This is a genomic window from Prochlorococcus sp. ALOHA_ZT_50, assembly GCF_022447305.1.
Classification (GTDB): Bacteria; Cyanobacteriota; Cyanobacteriia; order PCC-6307; family Cyanobiaceae; genus Prochlorococcus_A.
The window spans coordinates 1-19887 of sequence record NZ_JAKVCI010000022.1; the positions used below are offsets into that span (position 1 = coordinate 1).

Annotated in this window: 20 protein-coding genes; 14 read left to right on the forward strand and 6 right to left on the reverse strand. The window is 33.9% G+C overall.

Annotation, left to right across the window (positions count from 1 at the left end):
- The 3 genes from MK115_RS09340 to MK115_RS06720 form a co-directional block, all read left to right on the forward strand.
- On the forward strand, positions 1–103 hold a 103-nt coding region (locus MK115_RS09340), incomplete at its 5' end, for a hypothetical protein (protein ID WP_502923698.1).
- Positions 104–130: 27 nt separating this feature from the next.
- On the forward strand, positions 131–2359 hold the full coding sequence (gene psaB / locus MK115_RS06715; protein WP_011819135.1) for a photosystem I core protein PsaB: 2229 nt from the start codon (positions 131–133) through the stop codon (positions 2357–2359).
- Positions 2360–2462: 103 nt separating this feature from the next.
- The gene (locus tag MK115_RS06720; RefSeq protein ID WP_287610466.1) at positions 2463–3425 is read left to right on the forward strand and encodes a glycosyltransferase family 2 protein; all 963 of its coding nucleotides are present in this window, start codon (positions 2463–2465) and stop codon (positions 3423–3425) included.
- A 4-nt stretch (positions 3426–3429) separates the two neighbouring features.
- Here MK115_RS06720 and MK115_RS06725 read toward each other — a convergent pair whose 3' ends face one another.
- On the reverse strand, positions 3430–3594 hold the full coding sequence (locus tag MK115_RS06725; RefSeq protein ID WP_233119661.1) for a hypothetical protein: 165 nt from the start codon (positions 3592–3594) through the stop codon (positions 3430–3432).
- A 320-nt stretch (positions 3595–3914) separates the two neighbouring features.
- Between MK115_RS06725 and MK115_RS06730 the strand changes: the two genes are divergently transcribed.
- Positions 3915–4028: a photosystem I reaction center subunit VIII gene (locus MK115_RS06730; protein ID WP_011863629.1), complete on the forward strand. Its 114-nt coding sequence runs from the start codon at positions 3915–3917 to the stop codon at positions 4026–4028.
- A gap of 27 nt (positions 4029–4055) precedes the next feature.
- Entirely contained in the window at positions 4056–4655 is a 600-nt protein-coding gene (locus MK115_RS06735) for a photosystem I reaction center protein subunit XI (protein ID WP_025891181.1), read from the forward strand.
- 65 nt (positions 4656–4720) lie between these two features.
- Here the strand turns inward: MK115_RS06735 and MK115_RS06740 are convergent, their stop codons facing one another.
- Positions 4721–5479: a C40 family peptidase gene (locus MK115_RS06740; RefSeq protein ID WP_287610473.1), complete on the reverse strand. Its 759-nt coding sequence runs from the start codon at positions 5477–5479 to the stop codon at positions 4721–4723.
- A gap of 3 nt (positions 5480–5482) precedes the next feature.
- Here MK115_RS06740 and MK115_RS06745 point away from each other — a divergent pair, with 3 nt between their 5' ends.
- Positions 5483–6391, forward strand: a complete 909-nt coding sequence (locus MK115_RS06745; protein ID WP_287610475.1) for a serine hydrolase — start codon at positions 5483–5485, stop codon at positions 6389–6391.
- Here MK115_RS06745 and MK115_RS06750 read toward each other — a convergent pair.
- Both MK115_RS06750 and MK115_RS06755 read right to left on the reverse strand, forming a co-directional pair.
- Positions 6388–6600, reverse strand: a complete 213-nt coding sequence (locus MK115_RS06750) for a hypothetical protein (protein WP_025937629.1) — start codon at positions 6598–6600, stop codon at positions 6388–6390. The two genes, MK115_RS06745 and MK115_RS06750, sit on opposite strands and share 4 nt — an antisense overlap.
- Before the next feature lies 1 nt (position 6601).
- A complete protein-coding gene (locus MK115_RS06755; protein ID WP_287610478.1) occupies positions 6602–7225 on the reverse strand; it encodes a recombinase family protein in 624 nt (207 codons plus the stop codon).
- Between the two features lie 342 nt (positions 7226–7567).
- On the opposite strand from MK115_RS06755, the gene lipA reads away from it, so the two are divergent.
- The gene (gene lipA, locus MK115_RS06760; RefSeq protein ID WP_287610480.1) at positions 7568–8461 is read left to right on the forward strand and encodes a lipoyl synthase; all 894 of its coding nucleotides are present in this window, start codon (positions 7568–7570) and stop codon (positions 8459–8461) included.
- A gap of 6 nt (positions 8462–8467) precedes the next feature.
- On the opposite strand, the gene MK115_RS06765 is transcribed toward lipA, so the two are convergent.
- Complete coding sequence (locus MK115_RS06765; protein WP_271490861.1) at positions 8468–8761, reverse strand: YciI family protein; 294 nt, start codon at positions 8759–8761, stop codon at positions 8468–8470.
- Complete coding sequence (gene gltB / locus MK115_RS06770; RefSeq protein ID WP_287610485.1) at positions 8762–13333, reverse strand: glutamate synthase large subunit; 4572 nt, start codon at positions 13331–13333, stop codon at positions 8762–8764. It abuts the gene before it with no gap.
- 196 nt (positions 13334–13529) lie between these two features.
- Here gltB and rpsL point away from each other — a divergent pair, with 196 nt between their 5' ends.
- The 7 genes from rpsL to MK115_RS06805 all read left to right on the forward strand — a co-directional run bounded on the left by rpsL (position 13530) and on the right by MK115_RS06805 (position 19887).
- Entirely contained in the window at positions 13530–13904 is a 375-nt protein-coding gene (gene rpsL / locus MK115_RS06775) for a 30S ribosomal protein S12 (protein ID WP_002805703.1), read from the forward strand.
- 25 nt (positions 13905–13929) lie between these two features.
- Positions 13930–14400 carry a 30S ribosomal protein S7 gene (gene rpsG, locus MK115_RS06780; protein ID WP_002806267.1) on the forward strand — a complete coding sequence of 157 codons (471 nt, stop codon included), beginning with the start codon at positions 13930–13932 and terminating at the stop codon, positions 14398–14400.
- Between the two features lie 96 nt (positions 14401–14496).
- A complete protein-coding gene (gene fusA, locus MK115_RS06785; RefSeq protein WP_287610497.1) occupies positions 14497–16572 on the forward strand; it encodes an elongation factor G in 2076 nt (691 codons plus the stop codon).
- A 45-nt stretch (positions 16573–16617) separates the two neighbouring features.
- Positions 16618–17817, forward strand: a complete 1200-nt coding sequence (tuf, locus tag MK115_RS06790; RefSeq protein WP_002806605.1) for an elongation factor Tu — start codon at positions 16618–16620, stop codon at positions 17815–17817.
- Between the two features lie 100 nt (positions 17818–17917).
- Positions 17918–18238, forward strand: coding sequence for a 30S ribosomal protein S10 (gene rpsJ / locus MK115_RS06795; RefSeq protein WP_002807536.1), 321 nt, complete (start codon positions 17918–17920; stop codon positions 18236–18238).
- Positions 18239–18294: 56 nt separating this feature from the next.
- Positions 18295–18951 (forward strand): LON peptidase substrate-binding domain-containing protein, encoded by a 657-nt coding sequence (locus MK115_RS06800; RefSeq protein WP_287610507.1) that lies wholly within the window; start codon positions 18295–18297, stop codon positions 18949–18951.
- A complete protein-coding gene (locus MK115_RS06805; protein ID WP_287610509.1) occupies positions 18952–19887 on the forward strand; it encodes a methyltransferase domain-containing protein in 936 nt (311 codons plus the stop codon).

Below are 19887 nucleotides of genomic sequence, written 5' to 3' on the forward strand. Positions count from 1 at the left end.
ATCTATAACTCAGGGTAGAGCAGTAGGTGTAACACACTTCCTAGTCGGTGGTATTGCTACCACATGGGCCTTCTTCCATGCTCGCCTTTTCGGGCTGGGCTAATAACCTGAACTTCACCTTTTTAATTCAATGGCAACAAAATTTCCATCATTTAACCAGGGTCTAGCTCAGGACCCTACAACCCGACGAATATGGTACGGAATAGCTACCGCTCATGACTTTGAAAGTCATGATGGTATGACCGAAGAAAAACTTTATCAGAAGCTATTCTCTACACATTTTGGACATCTAGCAATAATCGCTCTCTGGGTAGCTGGTAACTTATTTCATATTGCTTGGCAAGGTAATTTTGAGCAATTTGTACTAGATCCAACTCATGTCCGCCCTATAGCTCATGCTATTTGGGACCCTCATTTTGGATCTGGCATCACAGAAGCAATGACACAAGCTGGAGCAAGCGGTCCAGTAAACATCGCTTATTCAGGTCTCTACCATTGGTGGTACACAATTGGAATGAGAACTAACGAGCAACTCTTCCAAGCTTCAATATTCATGAGTATTTTGGCTTGTTGGACTCTATTTGCTGGTTGGTTACACTTACAGCCAAAATTCAGACCTTCTTTAGCTTGGTTTAAAAATGCAGAGTCAAGATTAAATCATCATTTAGCTGTCTTATTTGGTTTTAGTAGTATCGCTTGGACAGGTCATTTGGTTCATGTTGCTATACCTGAATCAAGAGGTCAGCATGTAGGTTGGGATAACTGGTTAACAGTGCTTCCTCACCCTGCAGGATTAGCTCCTTTCTTTACTTTAAACTGGGGAGCTTATGCCCAAAATCCTGATTCTTTAGATCAAGTATTTGGAACAGCTGAAGGAGCTGGAACAGCAATCTTTACTTTCTTAGGTGGTCTTCATCCTCAAAGTGAAGCATTATGGCTTACCGATATTGCGCATCACCATATTGCGATTGGAACAGTTTTTGTAATTGCTGGTCATATGTATAGAAATACTTTTGGTATTGGTCATAGCCTCAAAGAAATTACAGAAGCTCATAATACAAGACACCCTAATGATCCTCATAAAGGTAGTTTCGGAATTAACCACGATGGAATATATGAAACTGTAAATAATTCATTACATTTCCAACTTGGACTAGCATTAGCATCACTTGGTGTAGCAACTTCTCTTGTAGCGCAACATATGGGTGCACTTCCTTCTTACGCTTTTATTGCCAGGGACTACACTACACAATCTGCTTTATATAGTCATCATCAGTACATAGCAATGTTCTTGATGGTTGGTGCATTTGCACACGGAGCTATTTTCTTTGTAAGAGATTATGATCCAGAATTAAATAAAGATAATGTATTAGCAAGAGTTCTTGGAACAAAGGAAGCTTTGATAAGTCACCTTAGTTGGGTAACAATGTTGCTAGGATTCCATACTCTTGGAATTTATGTTCACAACGATGTTGTTGTAGCTTTTGGTAATCCTGAAAAGCAAATTCTAATTGAGCCAGTATTTGCTCAATTCGTTCAAGCTGCTCAAGGTAAGATGATGTACGGCTTTAACGCTTTATTATCTGATCCTACAAGTTCAGCAAGTCTCGCTGCTAATTCATTACCAGGTAATCATTACTGGATGGATCTTATCAATAGACAAGATGCATTAAGTGCTTTCTTACCTATCGGTCCTGCAGATTTCTTAGTTCACCATGCTATCGCTTTAGGTCTTCATACAACCGCTTTAATACTTATCAAAGGAGCACTTGATGCTAGAGGAACAAAATTAATTCCTGATAAGAAAGATTTAGGTTATGCATTCCCTTGCGATGGTCCTGGACGTGGAGGTACTTGTGATAGTTCATCTTGGGACGCTATGTACTTAGCTATGTTCTGGGCATTAAATTTACTAGCATGGGTAACTTTCTACTGGCATTGGAAACACCTAGCAATTTGGCAGGGTAACGTAGCACAATTTAACGAATCAGGAACTTATCTAATGGGTTGGTTCAGAGATTATCTCTGGTTAAACTCTGCTCAACTTATTAATGGATATAATCCATTTGGAGTAAATTCTCTATCTCCTTGGGCTTGGATGTTCCTATTCGGTCACTTAGTTTGGGCTACTGGTTTCATGTTCCTAATATCATGGCGTGGTTACTGGCAAGAATTAATTGAAACATTAGTTTGGGCACATCAGCGTACTCCAATTGCTAACCTTGTTGGCTGGAGAGATAAGCCAGTTGCACTTTCAATTGTTCAAGCTAGATTAGTTGGACTAGCACATTTCACGATTGGAAACATACTTACATTTGGGGCATTTGTTATCGCATCCACTTCAGGTAAGTTTGGTTAAATTTCCCTTAAATAATTTAAATCACCACATTTGTGGTGATTTTTTTTGTTTAATTTTAATGTTCTAAATTAAGTTAAAATTGTGTAATTATTATTAGATATAAATGTCAGATATAAAACAATTAATTTCTATTATCGTCCCTGTTTTCAATGAAAGCGAGAGTATTGGTCTTTTATTGGATGAAGTTATAAATGTAATGTCATCTCATAAATTTAATTTTGAATTGATTGTTGTAAATGATGGTTCTAAAGATAATACTCATCAAGTATTAAAGCAACTAACTCTCAAAATTAAAGAATTGTCAGTAATTTCCCTTCGCAAAAATTATGGTCAAACTGCAGCAATGTCAGCTGGCTTTGATAATTCTAAGGGCGATATTGTTATTACTTTGGATGGTGATTTACAGAATGATCCAAATGATATTCCTTTATTAATTTCAGAAATTAATAATGGTTTTGATTTGGTTTGTGGTTGGAGGTTTGATAGAAAAGATAAATTAATTAATAGAAAGATACCATCAAAAATAGCGAATAAGTTAATAGCTCACGTAACAGGTTTGAAGTTGCATGACTATGGTTGCTCATTAAAAGCGTTTAAGAAAGAAATAATAGAAGATATAAAGTTATATGGGGAACTTCACAGGTTTTTGCCCGTTTTAGCAAATATTGAAGGTGCAAGAATCAAAGAAATTAAAGTAAATCATAGGAGCAGGCAATATGGATCTAGTAAATATGGAATTGATAGAACTTTTAGAGTTTTAATGGATTTACTAACTGTTTGGTTTATGACTAAATTTTTAACAAGACCGATGTATGGATTTGGTTTTGTTGGAATTATAAGTATTTTCTTTAGCCTTGCGATAAGTTCTTATTTGATAGTTTTAAAAATAATGGGTGAGGATATTGGAAATCGTCCGTTGCTGATGTTTGCATTAATATTAGGAATTGCTGGTGTTCAATTATTTAGCTTTGGATTATTGAGCGAACTTTTAATTAGGACATATCATGAAAGTCAAAGTCGTCCAATTTACAGAATTAGATCAATAAACAGTGCTAAGCAAAATTGATTGTTTACTTGAACTGTCTTATTAATAAAGCTGAAATTTCAACGACTTCAGGAGAAATATCTCTTAAGCCTTTTCGTAAAATTGGTAATGTTGATTTATCAGCCAATTCTTCCGCAATTTTTAATGCCTTTAATTTATTTTCTGTATCACCCTGAAAAAGACTAATCATTTTATTTCTTTGAGAATTTTTATAAAATACTGAGTACTTTTTTTCTTCGTGATTGTATAAATAACTATTTTTTTTAGATAGAAATTTATTATTACTTTTTTTATTTTTCTTTAATTTAATAGAATTTAAATTGCTTTGATTTATTAACTTTTTAAAGCTTCTTTTTTTAAAAACTAGAAGTAATATTCCTATAAAAATAATAAGTAAAATTGCGAAAAAATTTAACATGTAAAAAGTTAATAATTTTTATATCATCCAGTAATAAAATTAACATTATTTCGCTGATAAATACTAAAGTGTTTAAAGATGTTTAAAGAACTATGCCATCTGATTTACCAAGTCTTTTACCCTCAATTTTTGTTCCATTAATTGGTATAGCAATGCCTGCTGTTTTTATCGTATTGATTGGAAGATTAATTACAGCAACTGAATAAATTATCAAACACTAAACTATTAAAAAAATGAGCGACTTTCAAAAATCATTCTCTGAATCAACAAGTTCTATTAAGTTTGATGAGAAATACATAGATACTTCTGTACAACCAAATGATATTGGCGTAGCAGAACAATGGGCAGTAAAAACAGTTGCTGATCCTTGTGTTGGTAATTTAGCTACTCCAGTTAATAGTGGTTATTTTACAAAAGCCTTTATAAATAATTTACCTTTTTACAGAGAAGGTATTTCCCCTAATTTTAGAGGTTTAGAAACTGGAGCAGCTTTTGGATATCTTCTATACGGACCTTTTACCATGACTGGCCCATTAAGAAATTCTGAATTTGCTCTAACAGCTGGACTTCTCGCTACTATTGGAGCTGTTCATATTTTGACAGCACTTTTTGTTCTATACAATGCACCTGGTAAAGCACCTAATGTTCAACCTCCAGATGCGACTGTTAATAATCCGCCAAAGGACTTATTTACAAGAGCTGGTTGGGCTGATTTTACAAGTGGATTTTGGTTAGGAGGATGTGGAGGAGCTGTTTTTGCTTGGTTACTTGTTGGGACATTACACTTAGATACCATAATGCCAATCATTAAAAATATTTGGACTGCTGGTTAATTTCTAAATAAAAGAATAAGTAATATTTTAATTTAATTTAAAAATTTTAAGGTGAGCTCTATTAATTAACGTATAGTGCGGTCCCATCTATAATTTCTAACTACTCTTCCTGCCGAAATTAGTTTAGATTTATAATGCAATGAGATTTTATCATTAGACTTTTTTAGGGTATCTAATCCTATTCCATTTCTGCCAAAATCCATTCCAGAGCTATGGTAATAGAATCCGTCTCCTTTGTAGATTCCAATATGATCACATTTTTCTTCATTTCCAAAAAATAAAAGATCGCCAGGTCGTAGAGCCGCATACGATTCTTTGTAATAAAAAAGGTGCTTACAAAAACTTTTTATTTGAAAAGAGTCTCGAGGTATATAAATTTGATGCTTTAAAAAAGCAGTCTGAATTAATCCAGAACAATCAAAATTGGGTCCTAATGTACCTCCCCAAAGATATTCATTATTTAACTCAGATTGATCCTTGATCCATTTTAAAATTGAGTTAACTTTATCTTTTATAAAGAAGTGTTCATTTTCTAAACTGTTATTTTTTTTGAATTCGTATTTCTCAATAATTAATCCATCTAAATTTATCCAACAGACGTAACCATCTTCATATAGTTGAACTAGTATTCTTGAAAATTTATGGTTGTTTTGATAAATATTTGGATAAATAAGCCTAAAAATTCTATTTTTAAATATTTCAGTAACTAATTTATCTTCTGTTTCATTTTGATATCCAGAAATATTAACTTTTAATTTCCACCAAATAGTTTTTGAAAAATTAGTTTGTTTAAATAGTGAGATAGGATTTTTATAATTTTCCATACAATGTCCTTTTACTATTTAAGTAAAGAGATGGGTCTAGCCTTAAATGATATTTTAGGGAGAGCATGCTCTTATAATAAAGATTTTTCAAGAGAAGATATTTCGATAACTTGGATTAATTATAAAAGTGAAAATAAAAGTGTATTTAAAGGTTTTGGAACTGGCATTAATAACAAAAAAATGGTTTACCCTGCCAGCATAGTCAAGTTAGTTTATGGCCTTGCTGCATTTTATTGGATTAAAAAAGGAAGTTTATTATTATCAGATGAAATTATTGATGCTGTAGGGAAAATGTTGTCTTTCTCCAGTAATAATGCAACAAGCTTTTTAATTGATTTACTTACTGGAACAACAAGTGGACCTCGTATTGAAGGCGAATTATGGGAAAATTGGAAATACCAAAGAAGTATAATAAATGATTGGCTACATGATTTAAATTGGGAAGAATTGGTTGGTATAAATTGCTGTCAGAAGACTTGGGATGATGGACCATTTGGTCGTGAGAAAGAATTTTATGGATATGATAATAAAAATAGAAACGCTATGAACTCTGATTCAGCTGCAAGGGTTTTGGAGGAAATTATGATTCATATTGATTATCAAGAAAATAATTTAAATTTGCGAAGTTTTTTAAAAAGAAATTTAAATAAAGTTGTTCTTAAAAAGGATTCTCTTAATCAAATAGATGGTTTTTTGGGTGAAGGATTACCAGAAAGCATTAATCTTTGGAGTAAAGCAGGCTTAATGTCTGAAGTTAGACATGATTCAGCTTGGTGGATTAATAATCAATCTCTACAAACTTTATTAGTAGTTTTTTGTAATGGAGAAAAATATTCCAAAGATTCTTCCCTTTTACCGTTTATAGCAAAAGAAGTATACGATTTTAATAAGAGATATACTATTGAGGACTAAAGTGAATCTTCTAAGAAATTAGAATCTAATTTGTCAGTATAGGCTTCATAAGGTAGCATCATTACTTCTTCAAAATCTAAATCATTCATAATCCATTCTCTATATTCTGCTAACAAACTTTTTCTATCTTCATTATCTAATTCATAAATACGCAACGCTGTATCTTTAAAATTTTCTTTAATTAAATTTTCAATTTCTTTCCTCTTCATTTTATGTTAGTTCTCCTTCCAAAATTACTCTTCTTATTGTTGATAATGCAATTCCTGTTTGTGATCTGATTGATCGATATGAATATCCTTCATTACGCAATCTGATTACTAAAGATTCTTTTAAAGGACTTATTTTGGGCCTTCCTCCCAGATTATTTCCAGATAATTTTCTGCGTAATAGTTGTTCTTTTTTTCTTTCACCTAAACTTTTGTCTTCTAAATTATCTAATTCATATAAAATCTTAAAAATTGAAGAATTTGCATTAGAAGATTCATTAGCAGCAAAAAAACCAGTCAAAGTTCGCAATTTAATATCCTTATTAATAAGTTTATTTATTGTTATCAAACATTCTTTTTTATTTTTAAATGCTCGATCAAGCTGAGTTATTATTAATTGATCGCCTTTTGATAAGGAATTTATAGCTTTATTGAGTTGGGGTTTGATTTCTTCATCTAAACTTATAAATTCAGAGAACACTAAACTGCAACCCTCTTCCTTCAAAATTTTTATTTGCTCTTCTAAATATTCATATTCGTTATGAGTAGCTCTTGCATAACCTATTGCTTTAGAGTTTTTATTTTTTTCCGATAATAAAATACGTTTTCTTTTAAATTTAAAAGTCAATGTTTTATTACATATATTTTTTACTGTATCAAAAAATAATTAAAAAAACACTTTTTAGTACAAAAAAGTCAAATCATAATGATTTTTTTGATGTATATTAAAAATTTGTACGTTCTGATATCTGTATTAAAAATAACGTTATGAAATCTGATTCAATTTTAGTTAATGAAACAAGAACGTTGTGTAACGAGTAAATTTAATTAAGATTTTCTAAATTGCAGAAGGATTAGTTGAATTCATTTATTTATTTACTTCTGTTGAATGAGCTTCGTCTTTGAAATTATAAATAGTTAATTCATCTTGTTTTTAGTAAAATAAAATTACAGGTCAAGAAGATTTAATGTGACTAATAATCCTAATAGTTTAATTTCAAAACCTGAATGGTTAAGGGTCAAAGCTCCACAAGTTGAGCGAATTGGTAATACTGCAAATTTATTAAATGATTTAAATCTCAATACCGTATGTCAAGAAGCAAGCTGTCCAAATATCGGCGAATGTTTTGCTAGTGGAACTGCAACTTTCCTCATAATGGGTCCTGGTTGCACTAGGGCATGTCCATATTGCGATATTGATTTTGATAGATCTAAGAGAGACTTAGACCCAACTGAACCATATCGTCTAGCCGAAGCTGTTTTTAGAATGAAGCTTAAGCATGTTGTAATCACATCAGTTAATAGAGACGATCTTGAGGATGGTGGCGCATCTCAATTTTTTGAATGTGTTTATCAAGTAAGAAAAAAATCTCCTGAAACTACTATTGAGCTTTTAATACCTGATCTTTGTGGCAACTGGAAAGCGCTTGAAAAAGTTCTTGATTCAAATCCAAACGTTTTAAACCATAATATTGAGACTGTGTCTTCGCTATATAAAAAAGTAAGACCTCAGGGTAAATATGAGAGAACTCTTGAGTTGCTTAAAAGGACCAGAGAATATTCTCCCAAAGTTTATACAAAGTCAGGTTTTATGCTTGGTTTAGGGGAAAAAGATGAGGAGGTCTTAAGTCTTCTTAAGGATTTAAAAAGTAATTTCGTTGATATTGTTACTATTGGCCAATATTTATCTCCTGGCCCTAATCATTTACCTGTTCAAAGATTTGTGAGTCCCTCAAAATTTAATTACTTTAAAGTTTTTGGGGAAAAAGATTTGGACTTTATGCAAGTAGTTAGTTCTCCTTTAACTCGTAGCAGTTACCATGCTGAAGAAATTCAAAAACTTATGAAAAAGTATCCAAGATAGTCATTTTTATTTATTTGAATCTATCCACTCATTTAATTTCCATTCAACTAGATCATTTTTAATCATTGGATCATTCTTAATGATTTTTAGTGCATTTTTATAATTATTCATCTCAAGAATGAGTAATCCGCCGTCACCTGGCCTCTTTAACTCATCTACTAAAAAACCACTTTTTATATTAATTCCCTCTTTTTTTAATTTTTTTATCCAATCAATATGTTCGTTAATTATTTTTTGTTTTAAATCATGATTAATTAAGTATTCTTTTTTTATGATTTCAGTTTTTATAAAGAAAGGCATTTACATTTTCTTTATGCCAAGCATTTCTTCTTCGCTTGGGGGAACTATTAATTTGAAAGTACTCTTGTAATAAGACCAATTTTCAATTATTTTGGCAGCCTTTAAGCTATTTGTTTTTGCTCGATATTCTCTAATAATTTCCAATAAGATATCTTCCTGCTTTGATGAAGTTATTTTATGAATGCTAACTATTTCCTTGTTAACTTTATTACTTAAATCGTTCTTCTCATCGATTATAAAAGCTATTCCACCAGTCATGCCCGCACCAATATTCCTTCCTGTGGAACCTAGAATAACTACTTTCCCACCAGTCATGTATTCACAACAATGATCACCTGCTCCTTCTGTTACCGCTGTAGCACCACTATTTCTAACCGCAAATCTTTCTCCCGATTTTCCTAATGCAAATAATTTTCCACCTGTTGCTCCATAAAGACAAGTATTTCCTAGGATGACTTGTTCGGAGGAGATTTCATTTATTTTTGGTGGAATTATTGTGAGTATTCCTCCATTCATTCCTTTACAAACATAATCATTAGCTTCTCCGATTAATTGAACATTCATTCCCTTCAATAAAAAGGCACCAAAGCTTTGTCCTGCATATCCTTTGAAATTTAAGTTGAGTTCGCCATTGAAGCCAGTGTTGCCGTGAAGTTCTGCGATTTCGCCTGATATTTTCGCACAAACACTTCTATCTGTATTTTTTATCTCAATTTCTTTGGTTAATATTTCGTGATTTTTAATTGAATCTATAAATTTAGTATCAGACAAAAACTCGTCTTCTAATACAGAACCATTACTATGGGCAGTTTTTAAATGTTTTAACCATGATCTATCAGGGGTTGAGTGTTCATTTACTAAAGAAGAAAGATCAATATTAGAAGTTTTTGGAAGATCGATATTTCTTGCAGAAAGAAATTCTTGATTACCAATCAGTTCTTCCATATTAGAAACACCGATACTACTCATTATCTGTCTTACTTCTTCAGCAATATACAAGAAAAAATTGACAACATTTTCTGGAATACCTTTAAATCTTTTTCTTAATTCTTCTTTTTGAGTGGCAACTCCAACAGGACACTTGTTTGTATGACAAACCCGAGCCATTATGCATCCTTCAGCAATCATCGCTACAGAACCAAAACCGTATTCTTCAGCACCTAGTAAAGCTGCAATAACTACGTCCCAGCCTGTTTTAAGACCTCCATCAGTTCTCAAAATTACTCTTTCGCGTAAGTTATTCTCTAAGAGAGATTTATGAACCTCAGCAACACCTAGTTCCCATGGTAAACCTGCATGTTTAATAGAACTCAGGGGTGAAGCACCTGTACCTCCGTCATGGCCTGATATTTGAATTACATCTGCATTAGCTTTGCTTACTCCAGCAGCAATAGTGCCTATACCAATTTCAGAAACAAGTTTAACGCTTACTTTCGCTTTTGGATGAACTTGGTGTAAGTCGTGGATAAGTTGAGCTAAATCTTCAATTGAATAAATATCATGATGCGGGGGAGGAGATATTAAAGCTACTCCAGGTTTACTATTTCTTAGTTTTGCGATGTAAGAATCAACTTTTGGACCAGGTAATTGTCCCCCCTCTCCGGGTTTTGCACCTTGAGCCATTTTAATTTCGAGTTGTTTACCACTTCTTAGATATTCAGGTGTAACTCCAAATCTTCCTGATGCTATTTGTTTAATAGCTGAGCATGCGGTGTCTCCATTCTCTAAGCCTTTAATAAATGGCAACGTCGCTGACTGAGTATTTTCATCGATATCATTTAAAACATTAAAACGAGCTGGATCTTCTCCCCCTTCTCCACTATTACTTTTTCCACCAATTCTATTCATTGCAACTGCTAAAACTTCATGCGCTTCTCTGGATAAAGCACCTAAACTCATTCCTCCAGTACAGAACCTTTTGCAAATTGATTCAACACTTTCAACTTCCTCTAATGGAATACTTTTTCTTTTTGAATTAATTGTTAGTAAATCTCTAAGAGATGTTGTCGGTCTATTACTAATAAGTTTTTTGTAAGTTTCAAAATGATCGTATCCTGGCCCTTGTTTTACCGCTGAATGTAAAACTTTGGACATCTCTGGGTTATTGGAATGATATTCTCCATTATTTCTAAATTGTACAAATCCTAAAAATTCTAATTTCTTTAAATCGATCTCTGGATAGGCTTTCGTATGTATTGAAAGTGTTTCATTAGTTAATTCTTTTAATGTTATGCCAGCGATACGACTTGTTGTACCATCAAAAGCAATTTTTATTAAGTCAGATCCAAGGCCTACAGCTTCAAAAATTTGTGCACCATGGTAACTAGATAAAAGTGAGATGCCTATTTTTGAGAGAATTTTTCTTAGACCGTCTTCTAGAGCTTTTTTAATATTTTCTTGAACATCAACTATTGATAATGGATTTATTTTTTTGCTATCAATGAGTTTTTGTGTTTTTGGATGTTTTAACCAGTGTCTACCTGCTTCGAAGGTCAACCAAGGGCAAACTGCACTTGCTCCATATCCAATTAAACAAGCTAAGTGATGTGTGCTCCAACATTGACCGGTCTCAATTATTAGAGAAGCTTTTAGCCTGATTTCTTTTTTAAGAAGATAATGATGAATTGCTCCAACAGCAAGTAAAGGAGGTATAAAAGTCTTTTTAGGATTAATTCCCTTATCAGAAATGATAATTAAAGAGCAACCTTCTTTTATAGACAGCTCACTCTGTTTACAGATTAGTTTTAATTGGTTCTCTAAGCCTTGAATACCTTCCTCTAAATCAAACAAACTTGAAATTGTCTGAGATTTAATTTTTGATTTTTTGATGGAAATGAGTTCTTCCTCATTAAGAATCGGACTTTGTAAATGAACAAAGGGTTTAGCATCTTTAATTTCAAATGGTGTACATCTTTCTCCTAGATGCATCTCTAAACTCATTACAAGTTTTTCTCTCAGAGGGTCAATAGGAGGATTAGTAACTTGCGCAAATCTTTGCTTAAAGTAGTCGTATAAAATATGTGGCTTAGATGAAAGAACTGCTAATGGGATGTCGTCGCCCATGCAATAAGTAGGCTCTTTAGCTAATGAAGCCATTGAATCTAAGATAAGGTCATTATCTTCCGCTGAAAAACCGTATGCAGTTTGTTGTTGCAACAACTCAAGGTCTTTTAGTTTGCAGTCTTTAACCCATTCATTATTTTCAATTTTTATAGTTCTATTACTGAGAAGATTTTTATAATCATGCCTTTGAGCGGCTTCAGATTTTACTTCCCAATTTCTTAGGATTCTATTCTGATGAAAATCAACTGCCAACATTTGTCCCGGTCCTAATCGACCTTTTTCTATTACTCTTTCTTCTTCAAGATCTACTACTCCTGTTTCAGAACCCATTATTACAAAACCATCATTTGTGATTGAATATCTTGCTGGTCTTAGGCCATTTCTATCAAGCGTTGCTCCGACAAAATTTCCATCAGCAAATACAAGGAGTGCTGGACCATCCCAAGCTTCTTGTAGGCTTGCAGAATATTCATAAAAAGCTTTTATATACTCTCTCTCCTCAAGTTCTGGTTGATCTCTAAATGCTTCAGGAACAAGTTTTAATAATGAGTCAGTAATGGGCTGACCTGAACGAATATTGATTTCAAGGGTTGCATCAAGATTTGATGAATCACTTTTGTTTACATCTACAATGGGCTTAATTTCATTAGATAACTCTCCCCAAAAATCATCTATATGTGTTTCTGAAGCTTTAGCCCAATTAATATTGCCTAAGAGAGTATTTATTTCGCCATTATGACCTAAAAATCTCATGGGCTGAGCTAGTGGCCATTTTGGAAGTGTATTAGTACTAAATCTACGATGATAAACAGAAAATGAAACTTTAAAACTCTCTTCTTTTAGATCTTGATAAAACTCGGATAATATTTCAGAGCGAACCATACCTTTATAAACAACTGTTTGAGAACTTAGTGAGGCAAAATAAAATTCACAATCCCCAACATCGTTTTTGAAAGTTTCTCTTATTTTTTTCTCAATTCTTTTCCTTAATTGAAATAAAAGCCTTTCAACATCCTGATGATCTTTTTTATCTATATATAAAATCCACTGACAGATGAATGGAGCATTTGCTTTAGCTAAAGGACCTAAGATTTCATTATTAACAGGTACTGTTCTCCAAGATGTTTTGTTGACTTTTAATTTTTCTGCTTCTTCATCACATATTGATTTACATATTTCAATTTTTTCTTTTTTATTAGGCATAAAAACCATGCCTAAACCTCTATTAAATTCTTGAGTATTTTTTAGATTAATTTTCTCTTCTAGATATCCCCATGGAATTGAACATAAAATGCCTGCTCCATCTCCTGAGTCACTATCTCCTCCACAACCTCCTCTATGCTCCATGCAGTTGAGGCCCTTTAGAGATTGTTTAAGGATCCAGTTGCTTTCTATACCTTCAACATTTGCTACGAAACCAACTCCACACGCATCTTTCTCCCCAATTATTCCATTTGGGGAATAACTATCTTGATATGGGCCAACGATTCTTTTGATACTCTCTCCCATAGATTATTTAATTCTATTTAGTTATTTATGTATTTCTATTATAAAAATAAATATGAAAATAAATCTAAAGATAATGAATATTTACCAAATAATTTTAATTTGACAAATTTTAAAAAAAATATAATTAAAAACTTTTAGTTAGTGCTCTTAAAAGGTTATGATAGTTAAATGTTTATTTTTATCTAAGTTTTAATAGATGCCCACCATCTCACAATTAGTAGGTTCAGAAAGAAAACGTCTGACAAAGAAAACAAAATCTCCTGCATTAAAAGCTTGCCCTGAGAGAAGAGGGGTATGTACAAGAGTCTATACATCAACACCAAAGAAGCCTAATTCAGCTTTGAGAAAAGTTGCTAGGGTTAGATTAACTTCTGGTTTCGAAGTAACGGCTTATATTCCTGGGATTGGACATAATTTGCAAGAACATTCTGTAGTACTACTTAGGGGTGGAAGAGTTAAGGATTTGCCAGGAGTTAGATATCATATAATAAGAGGAACTTTAGATACGGCTGGAGTCAAAGATAGACGTCAATCCAGATCTAAGTATGGAGCAAAAGCTCCAAAAGATTAATTTGTAAACATCACTTTTTTAAAACATGTCACGTCGTAATGCAGCAGTAAAAAGACCAGTTCTTCCTGATCCTCAATTTAATAGTCGTCTTGCTTCAATGATGATTTCTCGATTGATGAAACATGGTAAAAAATCTACAGCTCAAAGAATATTGTCTGATGCGTTTTCTTTAATAAGCGAGAGAACAGGTGGTAATGCAGTGGAATTATTTGAAACAGCTGTAAAAAATGCTACTCCTCTTGTCGAGGTAAGAGCTAGAAGAGTTGGTGGTGCAACATATCAAGTACCTATGGAAGTTCGCCAAGAGAGGGGTACGGCTATGGCATTAAGATGGCTTGTTACATTCTCACGTGCAAGAAATGGCAAAAGTATGTCCCAAAAACTTGCTGGTGAGTTGATGGATGCAGCAAATGAAACTGGTAGTGCCGTTAAAAAAAGAGAAGATACTCATAAAATGGCAGAAGCTAATAAAGCTTTTGCACATTACAGATATTAATTTCATCAAAAGGTACTTAAGTAGTTTATTATTATTAAAGTTTGCTTTTAGGGTGAACTACACTTATCAAAAATTATTTTATTTGGAGCTTTAAAATTGGCACGCGACTTTCCCCTAGAACGAGTAAGGAACATAGGTATAGCCGCTCATATTGATGCAGGTAAGACAACAACAACTGAAAGAATTTTGTTTTATTCAGGTGTAGTTCATAAGATAGGAGAGGTTCATGATGGTGCTGCCGTAACAGATTGGATGGCTCAAGAAAGAGAAAGAGGAATAACTATTACTGCTGCTGCAATATCTACTAGTTGGCAAGATCATAGGATTAATATTATTGATACTCCTGGACACGTTGATTTTACTATTGAAGTTGAAAGATCAATGCGTGTCTTGGATGGAGTCATAGCTGTATTTTGCGCAGTTGGTGGAGTTCAGCCTCAATCCGAAACGGTTTGGCGTCAAGCAGATAGATACTCTGTTCCAAGAATGGTTTTTGTTAATAAAATGGACAGAACTGGTGCGGATTTTTTAAAGGTTAATAAGCAAATTAAAGATCGACTAAAGGCAAATGCACTTCCAATCCAGTTACCTATTGGTGCTGAAGGTGATCTTACAGGCATTATTGATTTAGTAGCCAACAAAGCATATCTTTACAAAAACGATTTAGGTACTGATATTGAAGAAGCACCAATTCCATCTGAAATGGAGGAGGAAGCTGCTGAGTGGAGATTAAAGTTAATGGAAAGTGTTGCAGAAAATGATGAAGAGTTAATAGAAATATTTCTCGAAACAGGAGAATTATCTGAAGAACAACTTAAAAAAGGTATTAGGGAAGGGGTTTTAAAACATGGATTGGTTCCAGTATTATGCGGTTCAGCTTTTAAGAATAAAGGTGTCCAACTTGTATTAGACGCTGTAGTTGATTACTTGCCAGCTCCAGTTGATGTGAAACCAATACAAGGTGTTTTGCCAAGTGGCAAAGAAGATGTTAGACCTTCAGATGATAATGCTCCTTTCAGTGCATTAGCTTTCAAAGTGATGTCAGATCCCTATGGGAAATTAACTTTTGTAAGAATGTATTCAGGTGTTCTTTCAAAGGGAAGTTATGTAATGAATTCTACTAAGGATGCTAAAGAGAGAATTTCTAGATTAGTGATTCTTAAGGCTGATGAAAGAGAGGAGGTTGATGAATTGAGGGCTGGGGATTTAGGAGCTGTATTAGGTCTTAAGAACACAACAACTGGTGACACTTTATGTAACACAGAAGATCCAATAGTTTTGGAGACATTGTTTATCCCTGAACCAGTTATCTCAGTAGCTGTTGAGCCAAAAACTAAAGGCGATATGGAAAAATTATCAAAAGCTTTAACTGCTTTGTCTGAAGAGGATCCAACCTTTAGGGTAAGTACAGATCCTGAGACAAATCAAACTGTTATTGCAGGTATGGGTGAGTTGCACTTAGAAATCCTTGTTGACAGAATGTTAAGGGAATTTAAAGTTGAAGCAAATATAGGAGCTCCTCAGGTTTCATATAGAGAGACCATTAGGTCTAGTTCTAAAGGTGAAGGTAAATATGCAAGACAGACTGGAGGAAAAGGTCAATATGGTCATGTAATTATTGAAATGGAACCTGCTGAAGTTGGTAAAGGTTTTGAATTTGTAAACAAAATTGTTGGTGGAGCTGTACCAAAAGAGTATATTGGTCCTGCATCTAATGGAATGAAAGAGACCTGTGAATCTGGTGTTCTTGCCGGTTATCCACTCATTGATGTAAAAGTAACACTAGTCGATGGTTCATTCCACGATGTAGACTCATCTGAAATGGCCTTCAAAATTGCAGGTTCCATGGCTTTTAAAGACGGGGTTAAAAAATGCAATCCTGTCCTTTTAGAGCCTATGATGAAAGTTGAGGTCGAAAGTCCTGACGACTTTCTTGGATCTGTAATTGGTGATCTCTCTTCCAGAAGAGGTCAAGTAGAAGGACAATCTGTTGATGATGGATTGTCTAAGGTACAGGCCAAAGTGCCCTTAGCCGAAATGTTCGGTTATGCCACTCAACTCCGATCAATGACTCAAGGTCGGGGTATATTTTCAATGGAGTTCGCAAATTATGAGGAAGTTCCTCGTAATGTTGCTGAAGCTATCATTTCCAAGAATCAGGGCAACTCCTGATCTCTAAACTAAAACACTCTTAAACCCTCGATTCTTTAATTCAAAATGGCTCGCGAGAAGTTCGAAAGAAACAAACCACATGTCAACATAGGTACTATTGGCCATGTTGATCATGGAAAAACAACACTAACAGCTGCTATTACAAATGTATTAGCTAAAAAAGGTCAAGCTCAAGCTCAAGACTATGGAGACATTGATGGTGCTCCTGAAGAAAGAGAGCGTGGCATTACCATTAATACAGCTCATGTTGAATATGAAACTGAAGGCAGACATTATGCTCATGTCGATTGCCCAGGACATGCTGATTATGTGAAAAACATGATCACAGGGGCCGCCCAGATGGATGGAGCTATTCTAGTTTGCGCAGCTACAGATGGTCCTATGGCTCAAACAAAAGAGCATATTCTTTTAGCTAAACAGGTTGGAGTTCCTGCTCTTGTAGTTGCTCTCAATAAGTGCGATATGGTCGATGATGAAGAAATTATTGAACTTGTCGAAATGGAAATTAGAGAACTGTTAGATAGTTATGACTTCCCTGGAGATGACATTCCTATAGTTCAAGTTTCAGGTTTAAAAGCTCTCGAAGGTGATTCTACTTGGGAATCAAAGATTGAAGAATTAATGAAAGCAGTTGATGCTAGCATTCCTGAACCAGAAAGAGAAGTTGATAAACCATTCTTGATGGCAGTTGAAGATGTTTTCTCGATTACTGGTAGAGGAACTGTTGCTACTGGAAGAATTGAGAGAGGTAAAGTTAAGGTTGGAGAAGAAGTAGAAATAGTTGGAATAAGAGATACAAGATTAACAACTGTTACTGGAGTTGAAATGTTCCGAAAACTTCTTGATGAAGGTATGGCTGGCGATAATGTTGGTTTACTTTTACGTGGTGTCCAGAAAGAAGATATTGAGAGAGGAATGGTTCTTGTGAAGAAAGGATCTATTACCCCTCATACTCAGTTTGAAGGAGAAGTTTATGTTCTCAAAAAAGAAGAGGGCGGAAGACATACTCCTTTCTTTGCAGGATATAGACCTCAGTTCTACATCAGAACAACTGATGTGACAGGTCAAATAACCGCATTTACCTCTGATGATGGCTCTAATGTTGAAATGGTTATGCCAGGAGACAGAATTAAGATGACTGGAGAATTAATTTGTCCAGTAGCTATTGAACAAGGTATGCGATTCGCTATACGTGAAGGTGGACGTACTATCGGTGCTGGAGTTGTTTCTAAAATTCTCAAATAATAAATTTGAATTTTAAAAATTTAACCTCAATCATCTAATATAGGTTTATGGATAAGGGTCATTTTAATCAATGACCCTTCACTAGAAGTTATTTGAAACTATGACTGCATCAATTGCACAACAAAAAATAAGAATAAGGCTCAAAGCATTTGATAGAAGAATGCTTGATTTATCTTGCGACAAAATAATCCAAACTGCTGATACTACTTCTGCCTCAGCAATAGGTCCAATACCTTTACCTACAAAAAGGAAGATTTATTGTGTCCTAAGATCACCACATGTTGATAAAGATTCTAGAGAGCATTTTGAAACAAGAACACATCGAAGAATAATAGATATCTATAGTCCTTCTGCAAAAACTATTGATGCTTTAATGAAACTAGATCTCCCTAGTGGTGTAGATATAGAAGTTAAACTTTAATAAATCCCGAAACCGCCCTAAATTGATTAGTATAAAAAAAATGAAATGAGGTTTAAATGGGAGAACTCTCAGTAAGGGAATTACCTTTATTTCCTTTGCCAGAGGTAGTCCTTTTTCCTCAAGAAGTATTGCCTTTACATATTTTTGAATCGAGATATAGGATTATGCTCCAATCTGTTCTTGAAAGTGATTCTATGTTTGGAGTTATCAAGTGGGATCCAACTACTAAAAGTATGGCTAACGTTGGATGTTGCGCACAAATTATAAAACATCAAACTGCAGAGGATGGGAGAAGTAATATTATCACTCTCGGCCAACAAAGATTTCAAGTCTTAGAAATTACCCGTTCGACGCCATTTTGTTCTGCGATGGTTAGTTGGATTAGTGATGATAATATTGATGACTTTCAAAAATTAGATTCTCTAAAAGATTCAGTAAAAGAAGCACTTAGTGATGTTATTAATTTAACAAGTAAATTGACTAATACAAAGAAAAATCTACCTGATAAATTACCTGACAACCCAATGGATTTATCATTTTGGATAGGAGCTCATTTGGGCGGTCCTGTTGCGGAAGAACAGCAAAGACTTCTTGAAGAGAGAAATACTTTTACCCGTTTGCAAAGAGAATATGAAATGCTTGATCATACAAGAAAACAACTTGCAGCAAGAACAGCATTGAAAGAGAGTTTTCCTGATATAAAAGAAAATTAAATGTTTGAATTATTATTCCCTTTTTTTTTAATATTGTTATTGTTTCTAGTGCTAGCAATAATATGGAGAAAAAATGCTAGAAAATATATTTCTTCCGGTACAGTAGCTTCTGCATATGATGCTTGGACCCAGGATAAATTACTTGAGAGATTATGGGGAGAACATATACATTTGGGTTTTTATCCCTCAGGGAAAAAAAATATTGATTTTAGAAAGGCTAAAGTTCAGTTTGTTCATGAATTAGTCAAATGGAGTGGTTTAGATAAATTACCACAGGGATCCAGAATACTTGATGTAGGTTGTGGAATAGGGGGAAGTTCTAGGATTCTTGCAGAATATTATGGGTTTAATGTCACTGGCATTACAATTAGTCCGGCTCAAGTTAAAAGAGCAAGAGAACTTACTCCTCATGGGCTAAATTGCAACTTCCAAGTTATGGATGCTTTGGATTTGAAATTTGAAGATGGATCATTTGATGCAGTTTGGAGTGTTGAGGCTGGTGCACACATGAATGATAAAACTAGGTTTGCAGATGAAATGCTGAGAACTCTAAGACCTGGAGGGTATTTCGCTTTGGCTGATTGGAATTCGAGAGACCTCGGGGCATACCCCCCATCATTTTTTGAAAAGTTAGTTCTTAAACAATTACTTGAACAATGGGTACATCCTAATTTTATTAGCATTAACGAATTTAGTAACATTCTTAGAACTAACGAAAATAGTTCAGGAAGAGTTATTTCTGAAAATTGGAATTCCTATACAAATCCTTCATGGTACGACTCCATTATTGAAGGCATTCGAAGGCCCTTCGCAATTTTGTCACTTGGCCCATTTGCGATAGTGAAGTCGATTAGAGAGATTCCAACAATACTTCTCATGAATTGGGCATTTAGAAAAGGTTTAATGGAGTTTGGAGTTTATAAATGTAGAGGATAA